22 protein-coding genes and 1 rRNA gene are annotated in these 25,501 nt (G+C 59.1%); 15 read left to right on the top strand and 8 right to left on the bottom strand.

What is annotated here, in order from left to right:
• The first annotated feature begins 74 nt into the window (after window positions 1–74).
• From dnaE to ACJ8J1_RS15690, 10 genes are all read left to right on the top strand, one after another.
• Window positions 75–3,563, top strand: coding sequence for a DNA polymerase III subunit alpha (dnaE, locus tag ACJ8J1_RS15735; RefSeq protein ID WP_033652500.1), 3,489 nt, complete (start codon window positions 75–77; stop codon window positions 3,561–3,563).
• Between the two features lie 12 nt (window positions 3,564–3,575).
• Window positions 3,576–4,535 (top strand): acetyl-CoA carboxylase carboxyl transferase subunit alpha, encoded by a 960-nt coding sequence (gene accA, locus ACJ8J1_RS15730; protein ID WP_004931972.1) that lies wholly within the window; start codon window positions 3,576–3,578, stop codon window positions 4,533–4,535.
• A gap of 111 nt (window positions 4,536–4,646) precedes the next feature.
• A complete protein-coding gene (locus ACJ8J1_RS15725) occupies window positions 4,647–6,791 on the top strand; it encodes a lysine decarboxylase LdcC (RefSeq protein ID WP_033644883.1) in 2,145 nt (714 codons plus the stop codon).
• A gap of 107 nt (window positions 6,792–6,898) precedes the next feature.
• A complete protein-coding gene (locus ACJ8J1_RS15720; RefSeq protein WP_033644884.1) occupies window positions 6,899–7,288 on the top strand; it encodes a VOC family protein in 390 nt (129 codons plus the stop codon).
• A gap of 89 nt (window positions 7,289–7,377) precedes the next feature.
• The gene (gene cadC, locus ACJ8J1_RS15715; RefSeq protein WP_033644885.1) at window positions 7,378–8,934 is read left to right on the top strand and encodes a lysine decarboxylation/transport transcriptional activator CadC; all 1,557 of its coding nucleotides are present in this window, start codon (window positions 7,378–7,380) and stop codon (window positions 8,932–8,934) included.
• A 369-nt stretch (window positions 8,935–9,303) separates the two neighbouring features.
• A complete protein-coding gene (gene cadB, locus ACJ8J1_RS15710; protein ID WP_033644886.1) occupies window positions 9,304–10,647 on the top strand; it encodes a cadaverine/lysine antiporter in 1,344 nt (447 codons plus the stop codon).
• Window positions 10,648–10,742: 95 nt separating this feature from the next.
• On the top strand, window positions 10,743–12,881 hold the full coding sequence (cadA, locus tag ACJ8J1_RS15705; RefSeq protein WP_033644887.1) for a lysine decarboxylase CadA: 2,139 nt from the start codon (window positions 10,743–10,745) through the stop codon (window positions 12,879–12,881).
• A gap of 68 nt (window positions 12,882–12,949) precedes the next feature.
• Window positions 12,950–14,395: a dipeptide permease DtpD gene (gene dtpD / locus ACJ8J1_RS15700; RefSeq protein WP_033644888.1), complete on the top strand. Its 1,446-nt coding sequence runs from the start codon at window positions 12,950–12,952 to the stop codon at window positions 14,393–14,395.
• Window positions 14,396–14,451: 56 nt separating this feature from the next.
• Window positions 14,452–15,783 (top strand): tRNA lysidine(34) synthetase TilS, encoded by a 1,332-nt coding sequence (gene tilS / locus ACJ8J1_RS15695; RefSeq protein WP_033644890.1) that lies wholly within the window; start codon window positions 14,452–14,454, stop codon window positions 15,781–15,783.
• On the top strand, window positions 15,783–16,097 hold the full coding sequence (locus ACJ8J1_RS15690) for a c-type cytochrome (RefSeq protein ID WP_025304017.1): 315 nt from the start codon (window positions 15,783–15,785) through the stop codon (window positions 16,095–16,097). Before tilS ends, ACJ8J1_RS15690 begins: the two co-directional genes overlap by 1 nt.
• A 50-nt stretch (window positions 16,098–16,147) precedes the next feature.
• Here the strand turns inward: ACJ8J1_RS15690 and rof are convergent, their stop codons facing one another.
• Both rof and ACJ8J1_RS15680 read right to left on the bottom strand, forming a co-directional pair.
• Window positions 16,148–16,411 (bottom strand): Rho-binding antiterminator, encoded by a 264-nt coding sequence (gene rof / locus ACJ8J1_RS15685; protein ID WP_004931991.1) that lies wholly within the window; start codon window positions 16,409–16,411, stop codon window positions 16,148–16,150.
• Window positions 16,398–16,598 (bottom strand): YaeP family protein, encoded by a 201-nt coding sequence (locus ACJ8J1_RS15680; protein WP_033652508.1) that lies wholly within the window; start codon window positions 16,596–16,598, stop codon window positions 16,398–16,400. The genes rof and ACJ8J1_RS15680 overlap by 14 nt, the downstream gene beginning before the upstream one ends.
• A gap of 213 nt (window positions 16,599–16,811) precedes the next feature.
• On the opposite strand from ACJ8J1_RS15680, the gene ACJ8J1_RS15675 reads away from it, so the two are divergent.
• From ACJ8J1_RS15675 to nlpE, 3 genes are read left to right on the top strand one after another with little or no spacing between them, the layout of a single operon-like run.
• Window positions 16,812–17,360 (top strand): YaeQ family protein, encoded by a 549-nt coding sequence (locus ACJ8J1_RS15675; protein WP_033644891.1) that lies wholly within the window; start codon window positions 16,812–16,814, stop codon window positions 17,358–17,360.
• A gap of 3 nt (window positions 17,361–17,363) precedes the next feature.
• Entirely contained in the window at window positions 17,364–17,777 is a 414-nt protein-coding gene (gene arfB, locus ACJ8J1_RS15670; protein WP_033644893.1) for an alternative ribosome rescue aminoacyl-tRNA hydrolase ArfB, read from the top strand.
• A 29-nt stretch (window positions 17,778–17,806) separates the two neighbouring features.
• Entirely contained in the window at window positions 17,807–18,490 is a 684-nt protein-coding gene (gene nlpE, locus ACJ8J1_RS15665; RefSeq protein WP_033644894.1) for an envelope stress response activation lipoprotein NlpE, read from the top strand.
• A gap of 68 nt (window positions 18,491–18,558) precedes the next feature.
• Here the strand turns inward: nlpE and proS are convergent, their stop codons facing one another.
• From proS to metN, 6 genes are all read right to left on the bottom strand, one after another.
• Complete coding sequence (gene proS / locus ACJ8J1_RS15660; protein ID WP_033644896.1) at window positions 18,559–20,277, bottom strand: proline--tRNA ligase; 1,719 nt, start codon at window positions 20,275–20,277, stop codon at window positions 18,559–18,561.
• Between the two features lie 112 nt (window positions 20,278–20,389).
• Entirely contained in the window at window positions 20,390–21,097 is a 708-nt protein-coding gene (tsaA, locus tag ACJ8J1_RS15655) for a tRNA (N6-threonylcarbamoyladenosine(37)-N6)-methyltransferase TrmO (protein ID WP_033644898.1), read from the bottom strand.
• Window positions 21,094–21,498 (bottom strand): Rcs stress response system protein RcsF, encoded by a 405-nt coding sequence (gene rcsF / locus ACJ8J1_RS15650; protein WP_033644899.1) that lies wholly within the window; start codon window positions 21,496–21,498, stop codon window positions 21,094–21,096. Before rcsF ends, tsaA begins: the two co-directional genes overlap by 4 nt.
• 114 nt (window positions 21,499–21,612) lie before the next feature.
• Window positions 21,613–22,428 (bottom strand): MetQ/NlpA family lipoprotein, encoded by an 816-nt coding sequence (locus ACJ8J1_RS15645; RefSeq protein ID WP_033644900.1) that lies wholly within the window; start codon window positions 22,426–22,428, stop codon window positions 21,613–21,615.
• A gap of 39 nt (window positions 22,429–22,467) precedes the next feature.
• Window positions 22,468–23,121, bottom strand: coding sequence for a methionine ABC transporter permease MetI (locus ACJ8J1_RS15640; RefSeq protein ID WP_004932010.1), 654 nt, complete (start codon window positions 23,119–23,121; stop codon window positions 22,468–22,470).
• Complete coding sequence (metN, locus tag ACJ8J1_RS15635) at window positions 23,114–24,145, bottom strand: methionine ABC transporter ATP-binding protein MetN (protein ID WP_004932012.1); 1,032 nt, start codon at window positions 24,143–24,145, stop codon at window positions 23,114–23,116. Before metN ends, ACJ8J1_RS15640 begins: the two co-directional genes overlap by 8 nt.
• 188 nt (window positions 24,146–24,333) lie before the next feature.
• Between metN and gmhB the strand changes: the two genes are divergently transcribed.
• Together gmhB and ACJ8J1_RS15625 are read left to right on the top strand one after the other, a co-directional pair.
• Window positions 24,334–24,897 carry a D-glycero-beta-D-manno-heptose 1,7-bisphosphate 7-phosphatase gene (gmhB, locus tag ACJ8J1_RS15630; RefSeq protein ID WP_025304009.1) on the top strand — a complete coding sequence of 188 codons (564 nt, stop codon included), beginning with the start codon at window positions 24,334–24,336 and terminating at the stop codon, window positions 24,895–24,897.
• 393 nt (window positions 24,898–25,290) lie between these two features.
• A 16S ribosomal RNA gene (locus tag ACJ8J1_RS15625) occupies window positions 25,291–25,501 on the top strand; the annotation flags it as partial.

The following is a 25,501-nucleotide window of genomic DNA, read 5'->3' as shown; positions in this document are numbered from 1 at the left end:
GCGAGCCTGACCGGCTCGACGATAGCATTAACCCGGGCTCAGCACGCTGAGCCCCTTCAATCAGGTATCTGGAGATGGCCGAACCTCGTTTTATTCACCTGCGCGTCCACAGTGACTACTCCATGATTGATGGATTGGCCAAGACGGCGCCGCTGGTGAAAAGAGCCGCCGCGTTAGCCATGCCTGCTCTGGCAATCACCGATTTCACCAACCTGTGCGGGCTGGTGAAGTTCTACGGCAGCGCGCACGGCGCCGGGATCAAACCGATCATCGGCGCGGATTTCCATGTGCAAAGCGAAGTCTTGGGCGACGAACTCGCTCAACTGACGGTGCTGGCCAGCAACAACGAAGGCTACCAGAACCTGACGCTGCTGATTTCCCGCGCCTATCAGCGCGGCTACGGCGCCGCCGGCCCGATCATCGATCGCGACTGGCTGATTGAACATCGCGAAGGGCTGATCCTGCTCTCCGGCGCGCGTCAGGGCGACGTCGGCAAGTTCCTGCTGCGCGGCAACCAGGCGCAGGTGGATCAGTGTCTGGATTTCTACCAGCAATATTTCCCCGACTGCTACTACCTGGAGTTGATCCGCACCGGCCGCCCGGATGAAGAGAACTATCTGCATGCGGCGGTGGCACTGGCCACCGAGCGCGGTTTGCCGGTGGTGGCCACCAACGACGTGCGTTTCCTGGTGGAAGATGACTTCGACGCTCATGAGATCCGCGTCGCCATCCACGACGGCTTTACGCTGGACGATCCCAAGCGGCCGCGCAACTACAGCCCGCAACAATACATGCGCAGCGAAGACGAGATGTGCGAGCTGTTCGCCGACATCCCGGAAGCGCTGCTGAACAGCGTCGAAATCGCCAAGCGCTGTAACGTCACCATTCGCCTCGGCGAGTACTTCCTGCCGCAGTTCCCGACCGGCGATATGAGCACCGAGGACTTCCTGGTACTCAAATCGAAAGAGGGGCTGGAAGAGCGTCTCGAGTTCCTGTTCCCCGATCCTGAAGTGCGCGCGCAGCGCCGCCCGGAATACGACGAGCGTCTGGACGTCGAGCTGAAAGTGATCAACCAGATGGGGTTCCCCGGCTACTTCCTGATCGTGATGGAATTTATCCAGTGGTCGAAGGACAACAACGTGCCGGTGGGCCCAGGGCGAGGCTCCGGCGCCGGTTCGCTGGTGGCCTATGCGTTGAAAATCACCGACCTCGATCCGCTGGAATTCGACCTGCTGTTCGAACGCTTCCTGAACCCGGAACGTGTCTCGATGCCCGACTTCGACGTCGACTTCTGCATGGAGAAACGTGACCAGGTAATCGAGCACGTGGCGGAGATGTACGGCCGCGAAGCGGTATCGCAGATCATCACCTTCGGCACCATGGCGGCGAAAGCGGTTATCCGCGACGTAGGCCGCGTGTTGGGGCACCCGTACGGGTTCGTCGATCGCATCTCCAAACTGGTGCCGCCGGATCCGGGCATGACGCTGGAGAAAGCCTTCGCCGCCGAACCGCAGCTGCCGGAGATTTACGAGGCCGACGAAGAGGTCAAAGCGCTGATCGACATGGCGCGCAAGCTGGAAGGGGTGACGCGCAACGCCGGTAAACACGCCGGTGGCGTGGTGATCGCGCCGACCAAGATCACCGACTTCGCGCCGCTGTACTGCGATGCCGAAGGGAACCACCCGGTGACCCAGTTCGACAAGAACGACGTGGAATACGCCGGGCTGGTGAAGTTCGACTTCCTCGGTCTGCGCACCCTGACCATCATCGACTGGGCGCTGGAGATGATCAACGCCCGGCGCGCCAAGACCGGGCTGGAACCGATCGACATCGCCGCCATCCCGCTCGACGACAAGAAAAGCTTCGACATGCTGCAGCGTTCGGAAACCACGGCGGTGTTCCAGCTTGAATCGCGCGGCATGAAAGATTTGATCAAACGTCTGAAGCCCGACTGCTTCGAAGACATGATCGCACTGGTGGCGCTGTTCCGTCCGGGGCCGCTGCAGTCGGGCATGGTGGATAACTTCATCGACCGCAAACACGGCCGCGAAGAGATCTCCTACCCGGACATTCAGTGGCAGCATGAGTCGCTCAAGCCGGTGCTGGAGCCGACCTACGGCATCATCCTGTATCAGGAACAGGTGATGCAGATTGCCCAGGTGCTGGCCGGCTATACGCTGGGCGGCGCGGACATGCTGCGCCGTGCGATGGGTAAAAAGAACCCGGTCGAAATGGCCAAGCAGCGCGGCGGCTTTGAAGACGGCGCCAAAGCGCGCGGCATCGACGGCGAACTGTCGGTGAAAATCTTCGACCTGGTGGAGAAATTCGCCGGTTATGGCTTCAACAAATCGCACTCCGCCGCCTACGCGCTGGTGTCGTACCAGACGCTGTGGCTGAAGGCGCACTATCCGGCCGAGTTTATGGCGGCGGTGATGACCGCCGATATGGACAACACCGACAAAGTGGTGGGTCTGGTGGACGAATGCTGGCGCATGGGGCTGAAGATCCTGCCGCCGGACATCAACAGCGGCCTGTATCACTTCCACGTCAACGACGACGGCGAGATCGTTTACGGCATCGGCGCCATCAAGGGCGTGGGGGAAGGGCCGATCGAAGCCATTATCGAAGCGCGCAACAGCGGCGAGCAAGGTTATTTCAAAGACCTGTTCGATCTCTGCGCGCGCTCCGACATCAAGAAACTGAACCGCCGCATTCTGGAAAAACTGATCATGTCCGGGGCGTTCGATCGCCTTGGGCCACACCGCGCCGCGCTGATGAATTCGCTCGGCGACGCGTTGAAAGCGGCGGATCAGCATGCGAAAGCCGAAGCTATCGGCCAGGTGGACATGTTTGGCGTGCTGGCGGAAGCGCCGGAGCAGGTGGAGCAATCCTACGCCAACATCGCGCCCTGGCCGGAGCAGGTGGTGTTGGACGGTGAACGGGAAACGCTGGGGCTGTACCTGACCGGCCACCCGATCACCCAATACCTCAAGGAGATCGAACGTTACGCCGGTGGCCAGCGTTTGAAAGACATGCACCCGACGGATCGGGGCAAAATGACCACCGCCGTCGGGTTGGTGGTCGCCGCGCGGGTGATGGTGACCAAGCGCGGCAACCGCATCGGCATCTGTACGCTGGATGACCGTTCGGGCCGTCTGGAAGTGATGCTATTCACCGAAGCGTTAGAAAAATACCAGCATTTGTTGGAAAAAGACCGTATCCTTATCGCCAGTGGACAGGTCAGCTTTGATGACTTTAGCGGCGGGCTTAAAATGATGGCCCGCGAGGTAATGGACATCAGTGAAGCCCGGGAAAAATACGCTCGCGGGCTTGCTATCTCGCTGACTGACAGGCAAATTGATGACCAGCTTTTGAACCGTCTCCGTCAGTCGTTGGAACCCCATCGCTCGGGGACGATTCCAGTGCATCTCTACTATCAACGGGAAGATGCGCGAGCCAAGCTGCGTTTTGGCGCAACCTGGCGCGTGACGCCCACCGACCGCTTGTTGATAGACTTGCGGACGTTGGTAGGCAATGAGCAGGTGGACTTGGAATTTGACTAAAATAGGAATGCTATGAGTCTGAATTTTCTTGATTTTGAACAGCCGATTGCAGAGCTGGAAGCGAAAATTGACTCGCTGACTGCAGTCAGCCGTCAAGACGAAAAATTAGATATTAATCTGGACGAAGAGGTTCAGCGCCTGCGTGAAAAGAGCGTTGAGCTGACGCGCAAGATTTTTGCCGATCTTGGGGCCTGGCAGATTGCCCAATTGGCACGCCACCCGCGCCGTCCTTATACCCTGGATTATATCAAACACATCTTTACCGACTTCGAAGAGTTGGCGGGCGATCGCGCTTACGCCGACGACAAAGCGATCGTCGGGGGGATTGCGCGTCTGGATGGCCGCCCGGTGATGATCATCGGGCACCAGAAAGGCCGTGAGACCAAAGAGAAGATCCGCCGCAACTTCGGCATGCCGGCGCCGGAAGGCTACCGCAAGGCGCTGCGCCTGATGGAAATGGCCGCCCGCTTCAAAATGCCGATCATCACCTTTATCGATACCCCGGGCGCTTATCCGGGCGTGGGCGCGGAAGAACGCGGCCAGTCGGAAGCCATCGCGCGCAACCTGCGTGAGATGTCGCGCCTGAACGTACCGGTCATCTGCACCGTCATCGGTGAAGGCGGCTCGGGTGGCGCGCTGGCGATCGGCGTGGGCGACAAGGTGAACATGCTGCAGTACAGCACCTACTCGGTGATTTCGCCGGAAGGCTGCGCCTCCATCCTGTGGAAGAGCGCCGACAAGGCGCCGCTGGCCGCGGAAGCGATGGGCATCACAGCGCCGCGTCTGAAAGAGCTGAAGCTGATCGACTCGGTGATCCCGGAGCCGCTGGGTTCCGCGCACCGCGACGTGCCGGCGATGGCCGCCGCGCTGAAAGCGCAGCTGCTGGCCGATCTGAAAGATCTGGATGGCCTGAACGACGAAGAGTTGCTCAACCGCCGTTACCAGCGTCTGATGAACTACGGCTACTGCTGAGTTGCGATCTTCACGGTAATAAACCGCCTTCGGGCGGTTTTTTTTTGGCTACACACCGCCGGATTTTCGTGGTGTTATAGAGACTTGGCCGTTAACTGACAGGAGCTGCCGATGAATATCATCGCCATCATGGGCCCGACGGGCGTCTACTACAAAGATGAGCCGATCCGCGAGCTCCACGCGGCGCTGGGCGCGATGGGATTCCAGCTGGTATACCCCAAAAACAGCGGTGACCTGCTTAAGCTGATCGAAGCCAATGCCCGCATCTGCGGCGTGATCTTCGACTGGGACGATTACAGCCTGGAGCTGTGCAGCGAGATCAACGAGCTGAACGAATACCTGCCGCTGTACGCCTTTATCAATACCCACTCCACCTTCGACGTCAGCCTGCATGAAATGCGCATGGTGCTCTATTTCTTCGAGTATGGCCTGAATGCGGCGGACGATATCGCGCAGCGCATCCAGCAATACACGGCGGAATACATCGACACCATTACGCCGCCGCTGACCAAGGCGCTGTTCAACTACGTGCGCGAAGGAAAGTACACCTTTTGCACGCCGGGCCACATGGCCGGCACCGCGTTCCAGAAAAGCCCGGTGGGCTGCCTGTTCTATGACTTCTTCGGCGCCAATACCCTGAAGGCCGACATCTCGATTTCGGTCACCGAGCTCGGGTCGCTGCTGGATCACACCGGCCCGCATCTGGAGGCCGAAGAGTACATCGCGCGCACCTTCAATGCCGAGCAGAGCTATCTGGTCACCAACGGCACCTCCACCGCCAACAAGATCGTCGGCATGTATTCAGCGCCGGCGGGCAGCACGGTGCTGATCGACCGCAACTGCCACAAATCGCTGTGCCACCTGCTGATGATGAGCGATATCGTGCCGATCTATTTGCGCCCGCTGCGCAACGCCTACGGCATCCTCGGCGGCATTCCGCAGCGCGAGTTTACCCGCGCCAGCATCGCCGCCCGGGTGCAGGAGACCCCGAACGCCACCTGGCCGGTGCATGCGGTGATCACCAATTCCACCTATGACGGCCTGCTGTACAACACCGACTACATCAAGCAGACGCTGGAGGTGCCGTCGATCCACTTCGACTCCGCCTGGGTGCCTTACACCAACTTCCACCCGATTTACGACGGCAAGAGCGGCATGAGCGGCGATCGGGTGCCCGGCAAGGTTTTCTACGAAACCCAATCCACCCACAAGCTGCTGGCGGCCTTCTCGCAGGCCTCGATGATTCATATCAAGGGCGACTACGACGAGAGCACCTTCAACGAAGCCTACATGATGCACACCACCACTTCGCCGCACTACGGCATCGTGGCGTCGATGGAGACCGCCGCCGCCATGCTGCGCGGCAATCCGGGGCGCCGCTTGATCAACCGTTCGGTGGAGCGCGCGCTGCATTTTCGCCGTGAAGTGCAGCGGCTGCGCGAGGAAAGCGACAGCTGGTTCTTCGATATCTGGCAGCCGGAAGAGATCGATGAAGCGCAGTGCTGGCCGCTGGATCCGGACGATAACTGGCACGGTTTCGGCCAGACCGATCGCGATCATATGTATCTCGATCCGATCAAGGTGACGATCCTGACGCCGGGCATGAATGAGCTGGGGGCGCTGGAGGAAGAGGGGATCCCGGCGGCGCTGGTGGCGAAGTACCTCGACGAGCGCGGCATCGTGGTGGAGAAGACCGGGCCGTACAACCTGCTGTTCCTGTTCAGCATCGGCATCGATAAAACCAAGGCGATGAGCCTGCTGCGCGGCCTGACCGACTTCAAGCGCGCCTACGATCTCAACCTGCGGGTGAAGAACATGCTGCCGGATCTGTACGCCGAGGATCCGGATTTCTATCGCCATATGCGCATCCAGGAGCTGGCCGCCGGTATTCATCGCCTGATCTGCCAACACGATCTGCCGCGCCTGATGCAGCGGGCGTTTGACGTGCTGCCGGAAATGAAGCTGACGCCGCACCAGATGTTCCAGGAGCAGGTGCGCGGCAATGTGGAAACCTGCGAGCTGGATCAGTTGGTGGGCAAAGTGGCGGCCAATATGATCCTGCCTTATCCGCCGGGCGTGCCGCTGGTGATGCCGGGGGAAATGATCACCGAAGAGAGCCGGGCGGTGCTCGATTTCCTGCTGATGCTGTGCTCGATCGGCGAGCGCTATCCCGGTTTTGAAACCGATATCCACGGCGCCAAGCTGACGGAGGACGGACGCTATCTGGTGAAGGTGCTGAAAGCCCCGCAGCCATAAGGCCATAATGCGCCCGGCGGTTTGGAAAGATGCGCCGGGCTTCCTCATTGACGGCCTCATCGCCGCCGGATACCGTGCACCATCAGAATGAACAGGAGAGGGTTTCTATGCTGGCATTACGTCAGGTGCATCACATCGCGATCATTGGCGCGGACTACACCGCCAGTAAGCATTTCTATTGCGACATTCTCGGCTTTACCCTGCTGAGTGAAGTTTACCGCGAGGAGCGTGACTCCTGGAAAGCGGATCTGGCGCTCAACGGGCAATACACCCTCGAGCTGTTTTCTTTCCCTTCGCCGCCGGCCCGCGTCAGCCGCCCGGAGGCTTGCGGCCTGCGCCATCTGGCGTTCAGCGTTGACGATATAGACCAAGCCATCGCCCATCTGCAGGCGGCCGGCGTCGCCTGCGAACCGGTACGCGTCGATCCTTATACTCAATCTCGTTTTACCTTTTTCAGCGATCCCGATGGTTTACCGTTAGAATTATACGAGAGTTAACGGCTTAATCGCCTCCCGGCGGCCACAGCCGGGGGCGATTATGCTATGATCGCGCCCTTGCCCCACATGCCTACAGAGTTATTTCCGCCATGCAAGAGCCTGCTTTTCGCGTCGGGGAGTGGCTGGTTACCCCTGCCGACAACACCATCAGCCGTGACGGCCGCCAGAAAACGCTGGAACCGCGCCTGATCGACATGCTGTGCTATTTCGCCCGGCACCCCGATGTGGTGTTGAGCCGCGACGAGCTGATCGATAGCGTTTGGAAGCGCAATATCGTCACTAATCACGTGGTGACCCAATGCATTTCAGAACTGCGCAAATACCTGAAAGACGGCGACAGCGACAGTCCGGAATACATTATCACCGTGCCTAAGCGCGGGTATAAGTTGGCGGCTTCGGTGATCTGGTGTGAAGACGGGGAGTCGCAGCCCGCCCCTGCGCCGGCGCCGCAGATTGCGGTGATCATGCATGAGCCGGAAGACGGCAGCGATGATGAAGACGATACGCCGTACGTGCCGCCGAGCCGGACCCGAACGCCGGTTGCCGCGCCCGGCGAAAAGCAGCCGCGCTTTTATCGCCGCTCGACGTTCTGGGTGTGGCTGGCGTTTCTGGCGGCGCTCAGCGTCTGCGTGGCGTTTGTCGGCATCGCCACGTTGTCGCAACGCGTGCCGGTATCGACCATGCCGGTGCTGCTTAACCCGCGCGATATCGATATCCGCATTCAGGGCGGCGAGAGCTGCAGCAACTGGATGCCGCAGCTCTCCTATGTGGTGGGCGTCAGCGAGCTGATCACCGATTCGCTCAACACCTACTCGACCTTCCTGGTGCACGACCAAACCAATTACAACTATTCCGGCCCCAGCAACTCGGGCAAGTCGCTGTATATCGAGTTCGTTAATCAGCGCCACTACCGCGCCCAGCAGTGTTTCCTGTCCGTACGGCTGGTGGATAACGCCGACAGCTCAATCATGTTGGACAAGCGTTACTTCATTACCGCCGATAACCAGCTGAAGATCCAAAGCGACTTCCTCGCCAGCCTGTCCGCCGCGCTGAAACAGCCCTGGCCGCCGCAGCTGGAACAGCGTCTGGCGCAGCTGCTGCCGGACAACGGGCCGCTGCTGCAGCGCTTCTACCAGGCGCATCAATTGTTGATCCATGGCGACGCTGATTCGTTGACTCGCGCCAGCGCGCAGCTGAGCGAGCTGATTAAAAGCGCGCCGAATTTCCACTACCTGCTGGCGGAAAAAGCGCTGGTGGATGTGCTGCGCAACTCTTATCAACCGTTCGACAGCCAGGGGCTGGCGCAATTGCGCGCCGATATCAGCCATCTGGCGACGATCCCCGAATTGAAAAATACGCCGATCGTGCAGCAAGTTCTGGCGGTTGATGCGCTGGCGCAGGGACGCATTGACGATGCGCACCGGGCGATCGAGCTGGGGATTGAGTTGCAAATGTCGTGGCTGAATTATGTGCTGCTGGGCAAAGTGTATGAAATGCAGGGGCAGAATCATTTGGCGGCGGATTCTTATATTACCGCGTTCAACCTGCGCCCCGGTGAAGATACCTTGCATTGGATCACCAATGGCGTATTCCAGACGTCATTGACCAACGTGGTGCCTTATTTAAATAACTATCAGCGCCAATAATTCACCAGAACCACGCCGCCATTATTCTCAGGGAATTCCGGCGGCGTTATTTATTGGTGAAGACATGTTGCGCCATTGTGTTATTTTGCTGCGCAATATCGTTCCTTTTCTGCCGTTTGTTATTCGTGATTAACCTGGTTATTATCCTGTTTTTTAACGATGTTTATCTTTTCTTTAGCTTACCTTTTTATCTTGATGTGTTAATCAAAAACCTCAGATTATCATTTGTATGATCATGAGCGTAATCTCACTTTATCTTTAGGACTTTATTTCTGCCGATGGTTAGCATCCTGACTATCAAGCCGGCTCATTAAAATCTTTTATTTATGGGTGTGGCTTATAAGAAACGTAAATCAGGAGAAACTGACCATGGCTTCACCCAAGAAAATAGGGCTTATTGCCTGCACCGGCGTAGTCGCCGGTAATATGATGGGGAGCGGGATTGCCTTATTGCCCGCCAACCTGGCGAGTCTCGGATCCATCGCCATTTGGGGATGGGTGATCTCGATTATCGGGGCGATGTCGCTGGCCTACGTGTACGCCCGCCTCGCGACCAAAAACCCGCAGCAGGGCGGCCCTATCGCCTACGCCGGTGAAATTTCCCCGGCGTTCGGCTTCCAGACCGGCGTGCTTTATTACCATGCCAACTGGATCGGCAACCTGGCCATCGGCATTACCGCCGTTTCTTATCTCTCCACCTTCTTCCCGGCGTTGAACAACCCGGTGCCTGCCGGCATCGCCTGTATCGCCATCGTGTGGATCTTCACCTTCGTCAACATGCTGGGCGGGACCTGGGTCAGCCGCTTGACCACCCTGGGCCTGGTGCTGGTGCTGATCCCGGTGATCGTAACCGCCACCCTCGGCTGGCACTGGTTTGACGCCGCCACCTACCAGGCTAACTGGAATACCTCCGGCACCACCGACAGCCATGCGGTCATCAAAAGTATTCTGCTGTGCCTGTGGGCGTTCATCGGCGTGGAATCCGCGGCGGTCAGCACCGGCATGGTGAAAAACCCGAAACGCACCGTGCCGCTGGCGACCATGCTTGGCACCGGCCTGGCGGGCATCATCTACATCGCCGCCACCCAAGTGATCAGCGGCATGTTCCCGGCGTCTGAAATGGCCGCCAGCGGCGCGCCGTTCGCCATCAGCGCCTCGGCGATTATGGGCAACTGGGCGGCACCGATGGTTTCCGCGTTCACCGCCTTTGCCTGCCTGACCTCGCTCGGGTCATGGATGATGCTGGTCGGCCAGGCCGGGGTGCGCGCCGCCAACGACGGCAACTTCCCGAAAGTGTACGGCGAGCTGGATAAAAACGGCATTCCGAAAAAAGGCCTGCTGCTCGCGAGCTGCAAAATGACCGCGCTGATGGTGCTGATCACCCTGATGAGCTCCGCCGGCGGCAAGGCTTCCGATCTGTTCGGCGAGCTGACCGGCATCGCGGTGCTGCTGACCATGCTGCCTTACTTCTACTCCTGCGTAGACCTGATTCGCTTCGAAGGGGTCAACGTGCGCAACCTGCTGAGCCTGATCGCTTCGGTGTGCGGCTGCGGCTTCTGCTTCATCGCGCTGATGGGCGCCAACTCTTTCGAACTGTCCGGCACCTTTATCATCAGCCTGATTATCCTGATGTTCTACGCCCGGAAAATGAATACCCGCCAGGCTGCCAATGCAGCGGCGGTCGATGAAAACACCACGGCCAAAGCGCACTGATTCGCGTCCGCTGACCGACTGAATTTACCCAGCCCCTTTCTTTCCGACCTGTCAGCCGCGACGGGAAGGGGCTTGCTTTGCCAGGAGAAATGCATATGAACGTTATCGCCATCATGAATCACATGGGTGTCTACTTCAAAGAAGAGCCTATCCGTGAACTGCATCAGGCGCTGGAAAGTCTGGATTTCCGCATCGTTTACCCTAACGATCGCGAAGACCTGCTGAAACTGATCGAGAACAACGCCCGTCTGTGCGGGGTGATCTTCGACTGGGACAAATACAATCTGGAGCTGTGCGAAGAGATCAGCCAACTGAACGAATACATGCCGCTGTACGCATTCGCCAACACCTATTCCACGTTGGACGTCAGCCTGAACGATCTGCGCATGCAGGTGCGCTTCTTCGAGTATGCGCTCGGCGCGGCAACCGACATCGCCGCCAAGATCAAACAGAACACCGACGAGTATATCGACACCATCCTGCCGCCGTTGACCAAGGCGCTGTTCAAATACGTGCGCGAAGGCAAATACACTTTCTGTACGCCGGGCCACATGGGCGGCACAGCCTTCCAGAAAAGCCCGGTGGGCAGCCTGTTCTACGATTTCTTCGGCCCGAACACCATGAAGTCGGATATCTCGATTTCGGTGTCCGAGCTTGGGTCGCTGCTGGATCACTCCGGCCCGCACAAAGAGGCGGAAGAGTACATTTCCCGCGTGTTCAACGCCGAGCGCAGCTACATGGTGACCAACGGCACCTCCACCGCCAACAAGATCGTCGGCATGTATTCGGCGCCGGCGGGCAGCACGGTGCTGATTGACCGTAACTGCCACAAGTCGCTGACTCACCTGATGATGATGAGCGACATCACGCCGATCTACTTCCGCCCGACCCGCAATGCCTACGGCATCCTCGGCGGCATTCCGCAGAGCGAGTTCCAGCGCGCCACCATCGCCAACCGCGTGAAGGAGACCCCGAACGCCACCTGGCCGGTGCATGCGGTGATCACCAACTCCACCTATGACGGCCTGCTGTACAACACCGACTTTATCAAGAACACTCTGGACGTGAAGTCGATTCATTTCGACTCCGCCTGGGTGCCTTACACCAACTTCCATCCGATCTATAAAGGCAAGTGCGGCATGAGCGGCGGCCGCGTGGAGGGCAAGGTGATCTACGAAACCCAGTCCACCCACAAACTGCTGGCGGCCTTCTCGCAGGCTTCGATGATTCATGTGAAGGGCGATATCAACGAAGAGACCTTCAACGAAGCCTACATGATGCACACCACCACTTCGCCGCACTACGGCATCGTGGCGTCGACCGAAACCGCCGCGGCGATGATGAAAGGCAACGCCGGCAAGCGCCTGATCAACGGCTCTATCGAGCGCGCGATCAAGTTCCGCAAAGAGATCAAACGCCTGAAAGTCGAGTCCGACGGCTGGTTCTTCGACGTCTGGCAGCCGGAGCATATCGATGAGCCGGAATGCTGGCCGCTGCGCTCCGACAGCGCCTGGCACGGTTTCAAGAACATCGACAACGAACACATGTATCTGGACCCGATCAAGGTCACTATCCTGACCCCGGGGATGAGCAAGGAAGGCGAGATGCAGCCGTTCGGCATCCCGGCCAGCATCGTGGCGAAATACCTCGACGAACGCGGCATCATCGTCGAGAAAACCGGGCCTTACAACCTGCTGTTCCTGTTCAGCATCGGCATCGATAAAACCAAGGCGCTCAGCCTGCTGCGCGCGATGACCGACTTCAAACGCTCGTTCGACCTGAACCTGCGGGTGAAAAACATGCTGCCTTCGCTGTATCAGGAAGCGCCTGATTTCTATGAAAACATGCGCATTCAGGATCTGGCGCAGAACATTCACCGCCTGGTGGAGCAACACAACTTGCCGGACCTGATGTACCGCGCGTTCGAAGTGCTGCCAACCATGGTGATGAATCCGTACCAGGCGTTCCAGAAAGAGCTGCACGGCGAAGTGGAAGAGGTCTATCTGGAAGAGATGGTCGGTAAGGTCAATGCCAACATGATCCTCCCATACCCACCGGGCGTGCCGCTGGTGATGCCGGGCGAGATGCTGACCGAAGAGAGCCGGCCGGTGCTGGAGTTCCTGCAGATGCTGTGCGAAATCGGCGCGCATTATCCGGGCTTTGAAACCGACATTCACGGCGCCTATCGCCAGGCGGACGGACGTTATCGGGTGAAAGTGCTGAAGGCGAAATAACCGCAGCCAATAAGAGGGGAGGCGCTCGCGCTTCCCCTTTGTCGTTCACCGACTGATGGGAGACCACCATGAAAACACCCTCACAGCCGCGCGCAATCTACTATGTCGTAGCGATACAAATTTGGGAATATTTCAGCTTTTACGGCATGCGTGCGTTATTGATCCTCTATCTGACCCACCAACTCGGCTATACCGACAGCCACGCCATCGATCTCTACAGCGCTTACGCTTCGTTAGTTTACGTCACTCCTATTCTTGGCGGCTGGCTCGCCGACCGCCTGCTGGGCAACCGCGTCGCGGTGATCGCCGGCGCGGCGCTGATGACCCTGGGGCATATCGTGCTCGGCCTGAGCGCGGTCTCCGCCCAGTCGCTCTATCTGGCGCTGGCGATCATCATCTGCGGCTACGGCCTGTTCAAATCCAATATCAGCTGCCTGCTGGGCGAGCTGTATCCGGCGCAGGACTCGCGCCGCGAAGGGGGCTTCTCACTGCTGTACGCCGCCGGCAACGTCGGATCTATTCTGGCGCCGATCGCCTGCGGGTTGGCGGCCGAGCGCTATGGCTGGCACGTCGGCTTTGCGTTGGCCGGGATCGGCATGTTCGCCGGTCTGGTGATTTTTCTGCTGGGCGGACGCCATTTCCGCCACACGCGCGGCGTGAATGCACCGCTGATGCGCGCCAGGAGCCTGGGCCTGCCGCACTGGGGATGGCTGCTGGCGGCGCTGCTGGCGTCGCCGCTGTTCTTCACGCTGCTGTTTGAACGCGGCTGGGCCGGCTATTTGCTCGGGTTGGTGTGCGTGGCGGCGGTGGCGCTGGTGGCGCGCATTATGCTGCGTGCGGATGCCGGCCAGCGCCGGGGGCTGTGGCAGATCATCGTACTGATGCTGCTGGGCACGCTGTTCTGGGCTTTTGCCCAGCAGGGCGGCAGCTCCATCAGCCTGTTTATCGATCATTTCGTTGACCGGCGCTGGTTTGGCTGGACGGTGCCGACCGCGCTGTTCCAGTCGGTTAACGCCTGCGCGGTGATGCTGGGTGGCGTGGCGCTGGCCTGGCTGGCGAGCGGCGATGGCGATCGCACGCTGCGCATCTGGTGCAAGTTCGCCTTCGGTCTGCTGTTGATCGGCGTCGGCTTTACGCTGATGGCGCTCAATACGCGGCTGCACGGGCCGGGATCAATGGGGCTGATGATCGCCGGTTTGGCGGTGATGGGCTTTGCCGAACTGTTTATCGATCCGGTGGCGATGGCGCAGATCACCCGGCTGAATATCCCCGGCGCCACCGGCGTGTTGACCGGCATCTATATGTTGGCGACCGGTTCGATCGCCAACTATCTGGCGGGCATTATCGCCAATCAGACCGCCGAGGATCACATCGAAGGGGCGGCGATGCAGGCGTATGGCCGCATTTTCGCCCAGATCGGCTGGGGAGCGACCGGATGTGCGCTGGCGGTGATCGCGGTGCTGGGCGGCTGGTGGCTGCTGACGCGACGCCAGGCCCGGACGGTTAATGCTTGATTGATGGCGGTAGGCGGGGTTAACGTGCAGCTATGTAGAAGTGACAAAGCCTACCGATGGATACTGATCAATTAACGACGCAGGTGGCGGACCAGCTGGGCGCGCAGCAGCGGCTGCTGGTGGCGTTTAGCGGCGGCCTGGATTCCAGCGTGCTGCTGCATCTGCTGGCGGCGTTGCGCCGCCAACGTCCGGCGCTGCAGCTACGTGCGCTGCACGTGCACCATGGCCTGAGCGCCTTTGCCGACCGTTGGGTTGAGCATTGCCGCAGCCGGTGTGCCGAGTGGCGGATCCCGCTGACGGTGACGCACGTGCAGGTGGATGCCCGCCAGGGCGGCATCGAAGCGGCGGCGCGTGCGGCGCGCTATGCCGCTTTCAGCGCAGCATTGGCGGAGGACGAAGCGCTGCTCACCGCCCAACACCTTGACGATCAAAGCGAAACCTTCCTGTTGGCGCTCAAGCGCGGCAGCGGGCCGGCGGGATTGTCGGCGATGGCGGCGCGCGCCACGCTGGGCGAGCACCTGCTGTTGCGGCCGCTGCTGGGCTGCTCGCGTCAAACGCTGGAAAATTACGCGCAACGCCACGCCTTAACCTGGATAGACGACGACAGCAATCAGGACACGCGCTTCGATCGCAATTTCCTGCGGTTGCAGGTGTTGCCGCAGCTCAATCAACGTTGGCCGCACTTCGCTTCGGCGGTGGCGCGCAGCGCCAGCCTGTGCGCCGAACAGGAACAATTGTTGGACGAGCTGCTGGCGGAACCGCTGCAAAGCCTGTTGGCGGCGGATCGCTCATTGGCGATCGACGGTTTGACGGCCTGTTCGCCGGTGCGGCGCTTCGCTCTGTTGCGGCGCTGGATCGCATTGTTCAACGTTACCATGCCGGCGCGTGAGCAGTTGCAGCGTCTGTGGGAGGAGGTGGCGCTCAGCCGGGAAGATGCCGAACCGCAGCTGCAGCTCGGCGCCTATCAGATCCGCCGCTTCCGAGGCCGATTGCACCTGTTGCCGCCGCTGGCGGCACTGCGCGATGTGCGTCTGCCCTGGCAGCCTGACCTGCCGCTGACGTTGCCGGACGGGATGGGGCAGTTGGTTGCCGGTGAGGGCGATCTGGCGCTGCGCGCGCCGCTGCCATCGCAGCAGATTAGCATTCGTTTCGGCGGCGTGCAGGGCGCGGTGCGCATCGTGGGGCGCGCCCATTCGCGGCCGATAAAAAAACTGTGGCAGGAGCTGGGTATTCCTCCCTGGCAGCGTGAACGCATCCCGTTGATTTATTATGATGAGCAGCTGATCGCCGCGCTGGGCGTATTCGTCTGTGAGGCGGGGCAGGTGCCGGAAGGCGAACGCCCGTGGCGGCTGCGCTGGGAAAAAAATCATAATCGTGAGGAGCAATGATGAAGTTTGTGGAAATCGCGCTGTTGGCCGCCGGCCTGTTCAGCCTGCCGGCGTTGGCGGCGGGGGATGCGGCCGCCGGTCAGGCCAAAGCCGCCGCGTGCGCGGCCTGCCACGGCGCGCAGGGCAAGGTGACGGTGCCGATGTACCCGAATCTGGCCGGGCAAAACGCCATGTACCTGCAGCACGCGTTGCAGGCGTACAAGAAAGGGGAACGCAACGGCGGCCAGGCCGAGGTGATGAAAGCCTATGTGTCGGGATTGTCGGATGACGATATCGCCGATCTGGCGGCTTATTACGCCAGCCTGAAGCCCTAAATGACGAGGGCAGCCGTTGGGCTGCCCTGTTGGGATGGGGTTACCGCTGCTCAGTCCGACAGACTGACGACCACGGTACCGATTTCCGGATGACTGAAACTGCTGATATGGTCCAGACGCAGGTCGCGCTGCTGGCCGTTCTGTTCGATGGTCAGATACTCAACGCGTTTCTTTTGCAGCAGGTCGATCGCCTTGGCCTCGATCACTTCTCCGTCGCGTAACTCCAGCTTCAGAATAAGTTTATGCTGACAGGCGAGTTCCAGGTTGTCGTAGTCATCGCAATTGATGGGTTGGTACTCATCATTCATCAACATAGTCGCTCACCAATAAGTTAGCGGCGGCAAAGGCCGCCTGTTCCCTAACGGAGGACGGTAGCGCGTGGTTCGCTGCGACATCGTCCAATGCCTTTAACGCACAAGCCAGCGCATCAGGCACGTAGCCAAGATCTCCACTGCCAATCTCGGCGTAAGTACGGCGTACTAACTCACAGTATTGTTGCACAGTTTCCTCCCTTAAGAACCTCTGCATCATCAAGACTACTATCGCGATGAGGCGCAGACTCTCGGAGTTTTATCCTATCCTAGACGACTATAGCACAGCTGTTATGGAGTTATCAGCACCCCGGCACGCCTTTCGCACTGCCGCAGCCTGGCCGCGCTGGCGGGGTTTGGCCCTGATCAAGTACACTGTCGCCGGATAATAACGAGGTCACCCATGGCGCTGAAAGCAACCATTTATAAAGCCGCGGTCAATATTGCTGATATGGATCGTCACTTCTACCACGACGCCACGCTGACGCTGGCGCAACACCCGTCCGAAAATGAGCAACGCATGATGCTGCGCCTGTTGGCCTGGATCTGCCACGCCGACGAGCGGCTGGTGTTCACCAAAGGGCTGAGCGCCGACGACGAGCCGGAGATCTGGCAGCGCAACGACCACAACGGGCTGGAAATGTGGATCGAGATGGGATTGCCCGACGAGAAACGCATCCGCAAGGCCTGCAACCAGTCGCCGCGCGTGGTCTTGTACGCTTACGGCGAGCGCGCCGCGCACGTTTGGTGGCAGGCGATGCAGGGAAAAGTGGCCGGCTACAAGAACCTGAGCGTGCGCTTCCTCGATGACGAACAGCTGGCGCGCCTGACGGCGCTGGCCAGCCGCACCATGACGCTACAGGCAACGCTGCAGGAGGGAACTATTTGGCTGTCTGATGCTCAGAATAGTCTGGAAATCCAGTTTGCCGAGTGGCAGCAGGCACAGGTGTGACCGGTGCTGGAACTGTCAAGAAACGTAGCCATACCGGATAATGAGCTGGAATTGACGGCGATCCGCGCGCAGGGCGCGGGTGGCCAGCACGTGAACAAAACCTCAACGGCGATCCATTTGCGCTTTGACATCCGGGCATCCAGCCTGCCAGAGTATTATAAGGAAAGGCTGCTGGCGCTGAATCATCATCTCATTACCGCTGATGGCGTAGTGATTATCAAGGCGCAAGAGTATCGCAGTCAGGAATTGAATCGCGAAGCGGCGTTGGCCAGATTGGTCGCACTGATTCAGCAGGCGATGGTGGTGGAAAAAATGCGCAAGGCGACCAAGCCGACCAAAGGGGCAAAATTGCGCCGTTTGGAAGGCAAGGCGCGTAAGGGCGCCACCAAGGCGCTGCGTGGCAAGGTTCGCACTTAGGAATACATGAACACAGTAGGAGAATAACTGTGAAGAAAATTACGGTAGCCCTGTTCTTGGCGGCAGGCGCACTCTCGTTGTTGGGATGCAACAATCATTATCAACCGAAGGAACAACCGCTGCAGGCGATGCCGCAGAGTTATCAAGGGCTGTTGCCTTGCGCCGATTGCGGCGGGCTGGATACGGCGCTGTTCCTGGATGAGGACGGCACCTTTGTGCTGCAGGAAACTTATCGCGGCACCAAAGACGGCGATCAGACCTTCGCCGACTACGGCAAATGGGCGCGCACCGCGGATAAGCTGGTGCTGACTGACAGCACCGGGGAAAAACGCTACTTCCGCCCGGTGGGCAAGAGTCTTGAGATGCTGGATCGCAGCGGCGCGCCGATCGCCTCCAAGCTGAATTATCGTCTGGAGCCGGTCGAGAAGCCATTGCCTAAAACGCCGATGGTGATGAAAGGCAGCTACACCTATATGGCCGACGCGGCGGTGTTCAAAGATTGCGCCACCGGCATCACGTTCCCGGTGGATAACAACATCGCGCTGGAGCAAGGTTACGCCAAAGCCAATAAGAATGCCGGTGAGCCGGTGTTTCTGACTTTCAACGCGCACTTCAGCGTGCAGCCGTCGATGGAAGAGGGGCAGATAGAGAAGGCGGTGGTGCCGGACGGTAAAATCGCTTTCGACCGCAGTAAAAGCTGCAGCAACAACTAACTTCCCCTGTCCCCATGGACATAAAAAAACCCGCCTAGGCGGGTTTTTTATTCGCTGATGGGCGGTGTTCAGCGTTTGATCTGGCCCAGCAGGAAATCAACGATTTCACCGGTTTTGATCATTTGCTTCTCGCCGACGCGGCGGTTTTTGTACTCGATCTCTTCGTTGTCGAGGTTACGGTCGCCGATAACGATAGAGTGCGGCACGCCGATCAGCTCCATATCCGCGAACATCACGCCCGGGCGCTCTTTGCGGTCATCGAGGATCACGTCGATGCCGTGGGAGCGCAGGGTGTTGTACAGCTCTTCGGCCAGCGCCTGCACGCGGAACGACTTGTGCATGTTCATCGGCAGAATAGCGACCTGGAACGGCGCGATGGCGTCCGGCCAGATAATGCCGCGTTCGTCGTGGTTCTGCTCGATGGCGGCGGCCACGACGCGCGTCACCCCGATGCCGTAGCAACCCATGGTCAGCACCTGGTTGCGGCCGTCTTCACCCTGTACGGTCGCTTTCATCGCTTCCGAATACTTGGTGCCGAGCTGGAAGATATGGCCCACTTCGATGCCGCGTTTGATCAGCAGCGTGCCCTGACCGTCCGGGCTGGCGTCACCTTCCACCACGTTACGGATGTCGGCCACCTGCGGCAGCGGCAGATCCCGCTCCCAGTTGATGCCGAAGTAGTGTTTGCCGTCGACGTTGGCACCGGCGCCAAAGTCGCTCATCGCCGCCACGCTGCGGTCGGCAACCACCGGCATCTGCAGCTTGACCGGGCCGAGGGAACCCGGGCCGGCGCCGACGATGGCGCGGATCTCTTCTTCAGTGGCGAAGGTCAGCGGCGCGGCAACCTGCGCCAGCTTCTCGGCCTTGATTTCGTTCAGCTCGTGATCGCCGCGCACCAGCAGGGCGACCAGTTTATGGCCGCTCTCTTCGGTGGCGCGCACCATCAGCGTCTTCACGGTTTTTTCCACCGGCAGCTGGAATTGCTCGACCAGCTCGGCGATGGTTTTGGCGTTTGGCGTATCCACCAGGCGCAGCTCTTCGCTGGCCGCCGCGCGCGGCGCTGCCGGAGCGACCGCTTCCGCCAGCTCGATGTTGGCGGCGAAGTCGGAACCGGTGGAGAACACGATATCGTCTTCACCGCTGTCCGCCAGCACCTGGAATTCGTGCGACGCACTGCCGCCGATCGAGCCGGTATCGGCCTGCACCGGGCGGAAATCCAGGCCCATGCGGCTGAAGATTTTGCTGTACGCTTCGTACATCGCGTCGTAAGTCTCCTGCAGAGACTCCTGCGAGGTATGGAAGGAGTAGGCATCCTTCATCAGGAACTCACGGGAACGCATCACGCCGAAACGTGGGCGCACTTCATCACGGAACTTGGTCTGGATCTGGAAGAAGTTCAGCGGCAGCTGCTTGTACGAGCTGATCTCGTTGCGGATCAGATCGGTGATCACTTCTTCATGCGTCGGGCCCAGCACGAAAGGACGGTCGCCGCGGTCGACGAAGCGCAGCAGTTCGGGGCCGTATTGCTCCCAACGGCCGCTTTCCTGCCACAGGTCGGCAGGCTGAACCACCGGCATGGATACTTCGATCGCGTTAGCATTGTTCATTTCTTCGCGAACGATGTTTTCAACCTTTTTCAGAACGCGCAGGCCGGTCGGCAGCCAGGTGTAAAGACCGGAGGCCAGCTTGCGGATCATCCCGGCGCGCAGCATCAGCTGGTGGCTGATCACTTCGGCGTCGGCAGGTGTCTCCTTCAGAGTGGAGAGCAGATATTGGCTAGTACGCATGGTGTTTTGGTTCCGTTAGAACTGCAAATTGCATCGGGCTGCCAGAGTGGCGGCCAAAAAGTGATTTAGTTTACCAGCGCGAGCGGGTCGCCAAAAGAGAGGCGGCGGAATTTTAACGCGGGTCGAGCGACAGCACTTCGGTGTGGCCGTCCACGACGCGCCAGCGCACGTTGAAATCCAGCAGCCAGACGGCGTAATCCCGTTCGACGTCCTCTCCTTTACGATAGGCGGGACGGGGGTCCTGTGCCAGCACCTGGCTGATAAAACGCCTTAATTGCGGGTAGCGCGCCTGATGTTGCTGCAGCTGCTGTTCCGCCTGCGGCGCGAAACGCACCGGCATATCGCCGGCGGGCGCGGCCTGGGCAAAGCCTGCGCGGGCCTGCGGTTGGCTCTCGGCGAACGGCAGATAAGGCTTGATGTCCACCACCGGGGTGCCGTCGACCAGATCGAGGCTGCCCAGTTCCAGCGCCACTTCCCCGTTTTTCACCCGTACGCCTTTGAGCTCAATGAGCGACATGCCGAGCGGGTTGGGGCGGAAGGTGGAGCGGGTGGCGAACACGCCCATGCGGGCATTGCCGCCTAAACGCGGTGGGCGTACCGTCGGGCGCCAGCCGCCTTCCATGGTTTGATGGAAAATGAACATCACCCACAGATGGCTGAAATCGCTGAGACCGCGAACCGCTTCCGCCTGGTTGTAAGGCGGCAGCAGCAGCAGTTCGCCGCCACCGTCTTCGACCAGCCCCGGTTGGCGGGGCACGGCGAATTTCTCTTTATAAGGCGAGCGGATCACGCCGATCTGCTCAAAAACGAATTCGGTCATTTAGACGAGACGTTAAGCGCCGAGCCCTGGCAAACGGCCTGCTGGTAACAACCGGCGACGCCGCTGACAATCTGGCAGTCGTGCAGCAGCACGGCGTTGGCCTTCATGTAAGACGCACGGATTTGCATGCGTTTACGGGCGGTAGCCAGATTCGGTGGGGAGTCTTGTACGGTGGTTTGGCACGATTCGCCGGACACTTCACCCAGATCGCGGAATGGTTTACCCACGAGTTCTTCTGCACTTTTATACAGTTTTACCGGAGCGGGGCGGGCGGCCGGCGTGGTCTTGGTCGGGGCGGTCGTGGTCGGCTTGCTGGTGCTGTTTGTTGAGGATGGCGCGATACGTTGCGATGAACATCCGGCCAGCGCGAGCGCTAACAAACAGAGAGGTAAAACACGCATTGAGATTCCTCTGCCTTAATGAAAGTGGCGCTATTGAAGCAATCTATGGCGGAAATAACAAGACGGGCCTTGGCCCGTCTTGCAATTATAGGAATAAAATTGGTGAATAAGCGCTTACCAGCCTTTCACGGCACCGCCGTTGAAGATTTTGTTGGCGGCGGCGTCCACTTCGTCAGACTGGTAGGCCTGAACGAATTTCTTCACGTTTTCCGCGTCTTTATTATCTTCGCGCGCAACCAGCAGGTTGACGTAAGGCGAGTCTTTATCTTCCACAAACAGACCGTCTTTCGCCGGCGTCAGGCCGATCTGGCTGGCATAGGTGGTGTTGATCACCGCCAGCGCGATCTGCTGATCGTCCAGAGAGCGCGGCAGCTGAGGGGCTTCCAGCTCAACCAGCTTCAGGTTTTTCGGGTTCTCGGTCACGTCCAGTACGGTCGGCAGCAGGCCAACGCCGTCTTTCAGTTTGATCAGACCGACTTTCTGCAGCAGCAGCAGCGAACGGCCCAGGTTGGTCGGATCGTTCGGCAGTGCGATCTGAGAACCCTCTTTCAGCTCGTCCAGCGATTTGATTTTCTTGGAGTAACCGGCGATCGGGTAAACAAAGGTGTTGCCGACCGGCACCAGCTTGTAGCCGCGATCTTTGATCTGCTGATCCAGATACGGTTTGTGCTGGAAGGCGTTCAGGTCGATATCGCCTTTGCTCAGCGCTTCGTTAGGCAGCACGTAGTCGTTGAAGGTGACCAGCTCAACGTCCAGACCGTATTTCTCTTTCGCCACTTTCTGCGCCACTTCGGCCACTTGCTGTTCAGCGCCGACGATCACGCCGACCTTGATGTGGTTTGGATTCTTTTCATCCTGGCCGCAGCCCGCCAGAGCCAGAGTGCCGATCAGTGCGCCAATTGTCGCGATGGATTTAAATGTTAACGACATATCCCTTCCTCATTAGACTCGCATTAATATGCTGTGAAACTATTTATGGGTAACGGCTTTGACGATGCGATCGCCGCAGAATTGGATCAGATAAACCAAAACTACCAGTAATACTAATACGGTATTCATAACTGTGGCGTTATAACCGATATAACCGTATTGGTAACCGATTTGGCCCAGGCCGCCGGCGCCGACCGCGCCGCCCATGGCGGAGTAGCCCACCAGGGTGATCAGGGTGATGGTCGCGGCGTTGACCAGGCCCGGCAGGGCCTCCGGCAGCAGCACTTTCTTGATGATCTGCATCGGCGTGGCGCCCATAGCGCGCGCCGCTTCCACCAGACCGGACGGGATCTCCAGCAGGGCGTTTTCCACCATGCGCGCGATGAACGGCGCGGCACCGACGGTCAGCGGCACGATCGCCGCTTGCAGACCGATCGAGGTGCCGACGATCATGCGGGTAAACGGAATCATCCAAACCAACAGGATAATGAACGGGATGGAACGGAAGATGTTCACCAGCCCGGACAGGATTTTATACAGCGAATTGTTGGCGATGATCTGCCCCGGGCGGGTGACATACAGCAGCACGCCTACCGGCAGGCCGAGCACGAAACCGAAAAAGCCGGAGACAAAGGTCATCATGACGGTTTCCCACACGCCACGCGCCATCAACCACATCATTGCCTCAGACATAACCCAGAACCTCTACTTTTACCTGATTTTCTTGCAGGAACTTAATCGTTGCCAGCGCGTCTTCGTCGCTGCCGTGCAGCTCCGCCAGCATCACGCCGAATTTCACGCCGCCGGCATAATCCATCTGGGCGCTGATAATGTTGTTGTTCACGTTGAAGCGGCGAGCGGCTTCAGACAGCAGCGGCGCATCGACCGACTGACCGGTGAACTCCAGGCGCAGCAGCGGCTGACGGTCGCCCTGACGCTCCGGCGACAGGCGCGCGGCGTAGTCGTCCGGGATATCCAGATGCAGCGTGGACTGAATGAACTGTTGGGCCAGCGGCGTTTTCGGGTGCGAGAACACTTCGCTGACGCTGTCTTTTTCGATCAGCTGCCCCTGGCTGATGACCGCGACCTGGTCGCAGATGCGTTTCACCACGTCCATTTCATGGGTGATGAGCAGAATGGTCAGGCCCAGACGGCGGTTGATGTCTTTCAGCAGTTCCAGGATGGAACGGGTGGTGGCCGGATCCAGCGCGCTGGTGGCCTCGTCGCACAGCAGCACTTTAGGGTTGCTGGCCAGCGCGCGCGCGATCGCCACACGCTGTTTCTGGCCGCCGGACAGGTTGGCCGGGTAGGCGTCGTGCTTGTCCGCCAGGCCGACCAGTTCCAGCAGTTCGGTCACGCGCTTTTTGATCTCGGCGCGCGGCGTATTGTCCAGCTCAAGCGGCAACGCCACGTTGCCGAACACCGTACGGGAAGAGAGCAGGTTAAAGTGCTGGAAGATCATGCCGATTTGGCGACGGGCGCGCGTCAGTTCGCTTTCTGACAGAGACGTCAGATCCTGGCCATCGACCAGCACCTGGCCGGAGGTGGGGCGCTCAAGCATGTTGGCGCAGCGGATCAGCGTGCTTTTACCGGCGCCGGAGGAACCGATGACGCCATAGATTTGCCCGGCAGGAACGTGAAGGGTCACGTCAGAGAGCGCGGTAATGGTGCGCGAACCCTGCTGGAACACTTTAGTGATGTTAGAAAGTTTAATCATATTCTTCTTATTTTAGCGTGGTTGCCCGTGGCTAGATAAAAGTAAACCTCGGCGTGGAACCAAGGTATGCCTCAGATGTTAAGGCGTCTAGACGTCTAAGTCAACGACCAACGACGTTCTCCGGCGTTCTCAGCGTGGGGTAAAACATGCGATACTGTTAGCGTATACAGGCCCTCAGGAGCAAAGCGGTGACACAAAGCGTTCCAGCAATTTTTCTCGATCGTGACGGCACGATTAATGTTGACCATGGCTATGTCCATGAAATCGACAACTTCCACTTTATCGACGGCGTGATCGACGCCTGTCGCGAGCTCAAAAAGATGGGCTTCGCGCTGGTGATGGTGACCAACCAGTCCGGCATTGCGCGCGGCAAGTTCAGCGAAGACCAGTTTATGTACCTGACCGAGTGGATGGACTGGTCGCTGGCCGATCGCGACGTCGACTTCGACGGCATCTATTTCTGCCCGCATCATCCGGAGGCAGCAGTAGAAGAGTATCGCCAGGTGTGCGACTGCCGTAAGCCGCAGCCGGGCATGTTGCTGCAAGCGCAGCAGGAATTGAACATCGATATGGCCGCTTCTTATATGGTGGGCGATAAACCGGAAGACATGCAGGCGGCGATCGCGGCCGGCGTCGGCACCAAGGTGCTGGTGCGTACCGGCAAGCCGGTGACGGAGCAGGGCGAAAAGCTGGCCGATTGGGTGCTAAACAGCCTGGCGGACCTGCCGGCAGCCATCAAAAAGCGGGTTTAATAGGCGTTACGAATGAATAGTGAGCGGTCAGATAAAAAATGCATATTAACGCTTGTCATTCTGAACCGGCTCCCTATAATGCGCCTCCATCGACACGGAACATGTGAACAACTTCACAGAGTCTCCGGGGGTCGCAGAGAAAAAATCCTGAAAATTAGGGTTGACTCTGAAAGAGGAAAGCGTAATATACGCCACCTCGAGTTAGCAAGCGAAAGCGCCTAACTCACTGCTCTTTAACAATTTATCAGACAATCTGTGTGGGCACTCCACAAGACGATATCCAGCATCTTCGGGTGCAAAAAAATATCAAGTCTTGAAGAGTGACTAACTGAAGTAAAATTCATGCAGTAAATCTTTGAGCATCGCTTCTCGAGTGGAAGCAAATCAAGCTTTTAATTGAAGAGTTTGATCATGGCTCAGATTGAACGCTGGCGGCAGGCTTAACACATGCAAGTCGAGCGGTAGCACAGGGGAGCTTGCTCCCTGGGTGACGAGCGGCGGACGGGTGAGTAATGTCTGGGAAACTGCCTGATGGAGGGGGATAACTACTGGAAACGGTAGCTAATACCGCATAACGTCGCAAGACCAAAGAGGGGGACCTTCG

This window comes from Serratia sp. CY37869 (assembly GCF_052168895.1).
In the GTDB taxonomy this organism is placed as follows: Bacteria; Pseudomonadota; Gammaproteobacteria; order Enterobacterales; family Enterobacteriaceae; genus Serratia; species Serratia ureilytica.
This window is presented reverse-complemented; position numbering and strand designations above follow the sequence as displayed.